Genomic DNA, 4,634 nt, shown 5'->3' with positions numbered 1-4,634 from the left:
CGCCTCCTTCGGCTTCATGGTTGGAGGCTCCTTTCCAGGCGCAGGGGGTTGGGCCTGTTCGAGTACCTTTTACTTTTGAGGCAACGACCCCATTTCGAGTACTTTTCTTTTGAGGCAAGGCGGGCCCTTTCGCTGCCCCGCCATGTCGTGTATAATCAGTGGCGTCGGCGGGCCTGTAGCTCAGTGGGAGAGCGCTGCAATCGCACTGCAGAGGCCACGGGTTCGAATCCCGTCAGGTCCACCACCCACGTATATCATCAGGCCGCAAATCCACCAGCCTTCTTGACCATGCTCGCATCCGGCCGCGTTCAGCGCAGCGCTGCGCGGCCGTCCGGCCCCTTGTTGCAGGTGCTTGCGGGGCAAGACTGTCGCCGGTATGATGAGGCCACAGACCTGACGGGGTCGGGAGCGAAGACCTGAGGCGAACCGGGGCCCTATGGTGACTCAAGACCGTCCGGATATGAACAACGGCGAGGCACGACCGCCGCTTTTGGTGGTCATCGAAGTTCCAAAGGGCACGCAAAACAAGTACGAGTACGATTCTCGCTCGGGGCGCATGGTGCTCAACCGGGTGCTGTATTCACCCATGTACTATCCCGGCGAGTACGGGTTTGTGCCCGAGACCCTGGCCGAGGACGGGGACCCGCTGGACGTCCTGGTGATGTCCAGCATCTCGACTTTTCCGGGCTGCGCCGTGCCGGTACGGGTCCTCGGCGCCCTGGACATGATCGACGACAAGGGGCCGGACACCAAGATTCTGGGCGTCGTCAGCGTGGATCCCCGCTTCGAGGAGGTGAGCGCGCTGGTTCAGGTGCCTCACCACTTCCTGCGGGAGGTCGAGCACTTCTTTAAGGTCTACAAGGACCTCGAGGGCAAGCCCTGTGAGATCCGGGGATGGCGGGATGAGGCTGAGGCCTGGCGGCTCATCGGAGAGGCGCGGCAGCGCTTCGAGCAGTTGCGCGCCGGCCGGTAGGGCACACCGGGGTTCGGCGCTCCGCACGCGGTGAGAGCAAGCGAAAGAAGTGCCCGCGTCCGTAATAGACGCGGGCACTTTCGTCCGAGTACGGCTGCAGGGCACCCTACGGCAGCATGGCCACCAGGTTCTGCGCGGACTGCAGCCACTCCAGCACCGGCTGCGGCAAGAGCATCAGCAGGAGCGTGGCGGCCACCGACACGCCCACGGCCAGGGCGGTTCCCGCCGGAAGGGGTGCAGGCGCCGAGGCCGGCTGCGCGCTCGTCAGGTACATGCGCCGCACGATGCCGTAGTAGTAGCCAGCCGAGATGGCGCTGTTGACCACCATGACCATGGCGAGCCACACCATGTCGGCGCCGACCGCCGCCCGGATGAGGTAGAACTTGCCGAAGAAGCCCGCCGTGGGCGGAATCCCGATGAACGAGATCATGAAGATGACCGTGGCCGCCGCCACCCACGGCACGCTTCGCCCCAGCCCCTCGAAGTCGTCGAGCATCTCTTGGGGGCGGGTCAGCGAAAGCCATGCGATGACGGCGAAGGTCCCGGCGACCATGAACAGGTACGCGAAGAGGTAATACAACATGGCGCCAATCGCGTCGGGCGTCCCGACCGCGAGCCCCACCAGCACGTAACCTGCCTGGGCGATGGCCGAGTACGCCATCATGCGCTTGACGCTCGTCTGCACCAGCGCGGCCGCATTCCCGTACGTCATGGTAGCCACCGCCAGCACGGCGAAGATGAGCTGCCACTGATCAGCAAGCGGCGCAAAAGCGCCGCTGAAGACCCGCACCATGGCCGAAAAGGCCGCGGCCTCAGATCCCGCGATCAGCAGTGCGCTCACCGGGGTCGGCGCACCGTGGTAGACGTCGGGCGCCCACATGTGAAACGGCACGGCCGCCGCCTTGAAGGCGAACGCGGCCAGCAGGAACCACATACCGGCCAGCGCCACCGGCCGCCACTCGCTTCCGACCGCCACCGCCTGCCGGATCGCCTCCACGTGGGTGCTCCCGGAGACCCCGTAGACCAGCGAGATGCCGAAGAGCAGCAGCGCCGACGTCATCGCGCCGATGAGGAAGTACTTCAGCGACGCCTCCAGCGACCGGGCGTCGTCCTTGAGCATGCCGGCCAGCACGTACGAGCTGATGGACAGAAGCTCCAGCCCCAGGTAGATCATCAGCAGGTCACGAGATGACGCCATCATGACCATGCCCAGCACGGCGAAGACGAGCAGCGAGTAGAACTCGCCGGCGTGGATCTCGCGCTTGACGACGTATGGGTGAGCCAGGAACACCACCAGAAGCCCGGTCAGCAGGAACAGGGCTTTGAAGAACAGCGCGTAGGCGTCCACGGTCAGCATGCCCTGCCACGCCTCGCCCGGCACGCCTGCGGCGGGCCACAGGCTCCCCAGGGCGAACAGGAAGGACGCCGCGGCGACGGCCCCAGACACCTCCCGCCGCTTCCAGGTGAGGTCCGCCCCGATGACCGCAAGCCCGCCCGCCGCCAGCAGTAGCTCCGGCAGGGCCATCAGCCACTCCATCGCGTCACAGCCCTCCCACTCGGGTCAGAAGCGCCGAGAGCGACGGGTTGAAGAGGTTAAGCAGCGTGGAGGGCGCCACCCCGAACAGGACGATGAACGCCACCAGCGGCGCGCTGACGATGGCCTCCCGCAGCGTGAGGTCAGGCAGCCGGATAGCCGCCAGCACCCCGTGACCCGCGCCGCCGTGCGACCCGTGCCCGGCCAGCTGGGCCGAGCCGTGGCTTGCGGCGTGCACGGAGGCATCACCCATCAGGATGCGGTTCATCATCCACAGGTGGTACGCCGCCGTTAGCACCATGCCGACGACGGCCACCCACACGAACCCCGCCATCACCTGGTAGGCGCCCGTCAGGGTGAAGAACTCGCCCGCAAACCCCGACAACCCGGGCAGCCCCAGGTTGGCGAACGCAGCGAACGCCAGCAGCGTGGCCGCCACCGGCATCCTGGTGAACAGCGCGCTCATCTCGTCCAGCATGCGCGTGTGGGTGCGCTCGTAGATGACGGTGCCCGCGAAGAAGAACATCATCGGGGAGATCAGCCCGTGCGACACCATGACGAACAGCCCGCCCGCCATGGACATCGACGTCATGGCCGCAAGCCCCAAGAGTACGAAGCCCATGTGGCTGATGCTCGAGTACGCCACCATCTTCTTGAAGTCCCGCTGCGCCATGGCCACGAGCGCGCCATAGACGATGTTGATGACGCCCAGCACGGCCATCACCACCGCGAACGCCTTGGCCGCGTCCGGCAGCGTGGGGTAGCTGATCCGGTAAAACCCGTACGTGCCCATCTTCAGCAGCACGCCGGCAAGCAGCATGCTGCCCCCGGTGGGCGCCTCGACGTGGGCGTCAGGGAGCCACGTGTGGAACGGGAAGATCGGCACCTTGACCGCGAAGCCGAAGAAGAACAGCAGGAAGATCCAGTACTGGGCCGTGGGACTCAAGCGTGCCTTTTCGGCGATCTCGAGCATGTCGAACGTCCCGAGCCCGCCCTGGAAGTACAGGGCCAGGATGCCAACCAGCATGACCACCGAAGCGAGCAGCGTGTAGATGAAGAACTTGATGGCCGCATACTCCCGCCGGGGCCCGCCCCAGATGCCGATGATGAAGTACATCGGCACCAGGACCAGCTCCCAGAAGATGTAGAACAGGAAGTAGTCCAGCGCCACGAAGACCCCCAGCATGCCGGTCTCGAGCAGCAACATGAGGGCCATGAACTCCTTGACCCGGTCCTCGATGTTGAACGAGACGAGGATGGCCAGGGTCGTGATGAGGGCCGTGACGATCAGCATGGGGAAGCTGATCCCGTCCACGCCCAGGTAGTACTGGATGCCCACGCTGGGAATCCAGGGCGCCCGCTCCACGAACTGCATGCCCTGGGCGGTCGTGTCGAACCGGGCCCATATGATGGCCACCAAAGCCACCGGGACCAGCGACGCCGCCAGCGCCACGCGGCGCAGGAGCTGCTTGTTCTCCCTCGGGAGCAGCATGAGGATGAGCGAGCCGACGAGCGGTGCGAAAACCAGTGCGCTCAGCATCTTGAGGCGTTAGCCTCCCATCGTGAAAATGATGAGCCCGACTACTACCGAAGCGAACAGCGTCAGCGCATAGGCCTGCACGTAGCCGACCTGCGCCCGACGCAGCTGGTTGCCCGCCGCCACGGTTCCGGATGCGGTCAGGTTGACGGCGCCGTCGATGACGTGCTGATCCACGTAGCTCGTTCCCTCGGAAACGCCCCGGGTGAAGCGGGCCGTGAAGTTCACCAGCCCGTCGATGACGGCGAGGTCAAACCAGGCGCAGATCCTGGCGAGGGCCACCGTGCCCTGCACGAACAGCCAGTGGTAAAGCTCGTCCACGTAGTACTTGCGCTTCAACAGGGTGTGCACCGGGCGCAGCGCCCGCACCACGGCCTCGGCGGGGATCAACCGCCAGGCGTAGATGGCGAGCGCCGCCAGCACCCCGAAGAGCGCGCCCCCGATGGCCAGTCCCGTGACCGTGGAACTGGGCTCGAGTTCGTGGAACTCCTCGAAGAAGACGAGGTGCCCGAAGGCGAAGTTCGAGAGCGGCGAGTTCCACAACCCGATGAGCGCCGCCGGAGCCGCCAGGGCAACCAGCGGCCAGGTCA

4 protein-coding genes and 1 tRNA gene are annotated in these 4,634 nt (G+C 65.7%); 2 read left to right on the top strand and 3 right to left on the bottom strand.

What is annotated here, in order from left to right:
• Positions 1–169 precede the first annotated feature (169 nt).
• Together AB1609_16035 and AB1609_16030 are read left to right on the top strand one after the other, a co-directional pair.
• A tRNA-Ala gene (locus AB1609_16035) sits at positions 170–244 on the top strand.
• A gap of 192 nt (positions 245–436) precedes the next feature.
• The gene (locus AB1609_16030; GenBank protein ID MEW6047960.1) at positions 437–973 is read left to right on the top strand and encodes an inorganic diphosphatase; all 537 of its coding nucleotides are present in this window, start codon (positions 437–439) and stop codon (positions 971–973) included.
• A 106-nt stretch (positions 974–1,079) separates the two neighbouring features.
• On the opposite strand, the gene AB1609_16025 is transcribed toward AB1609_16030, so the two are convergent.
• The 3 genes from AB1609_16025 to AB1609_16015 form a co-directional block, all read right to left on the bottom strand.
• Complete coding sequence (locus AB1609_16025; protein MEW6047959.1) at positions 1,080–2,510, bottom strand: NADH-quinone oxidoreductase subunit N; 1,431 nt, start codon at positions 2,508–2,510, stop codon at positions 1,080–1,082.
• A 4-nt stretch (positions 2,511–2,514) separates the two neighbouring features.
• Positions 2,515–4,047, bottom strand: coding sequence for an NADH-quinone oxidoreductase subunit M (locus AB1609_16020; GenBank protein ID MEW6047958.1), 1,533 nt, complete (start codon positions 4,045–4,047; stop codon positions 2,515–2,517).
• A gap of 9 nt (positions 4,048–4,056) precedes the next feature.
• On the bottom strand, positions 4,057–4,634 hold a 578-nt coding region (locus AB1609_16015), incomplete at its 5' end, for a hypothetical protein (GenBank protein MEW6047957.1).

This window comes from Bacillota bacterium (assembly GCA_040754675.1).
GTDB lineage: Bacteria > Bacillota > Limnochordia > Limnochordales > Geochordaceae > Geochorda.
Note: the sequence above shows the minus strand (reverse complement) of the source record. Positions and strands in the feature narration are given on the sequence as shown.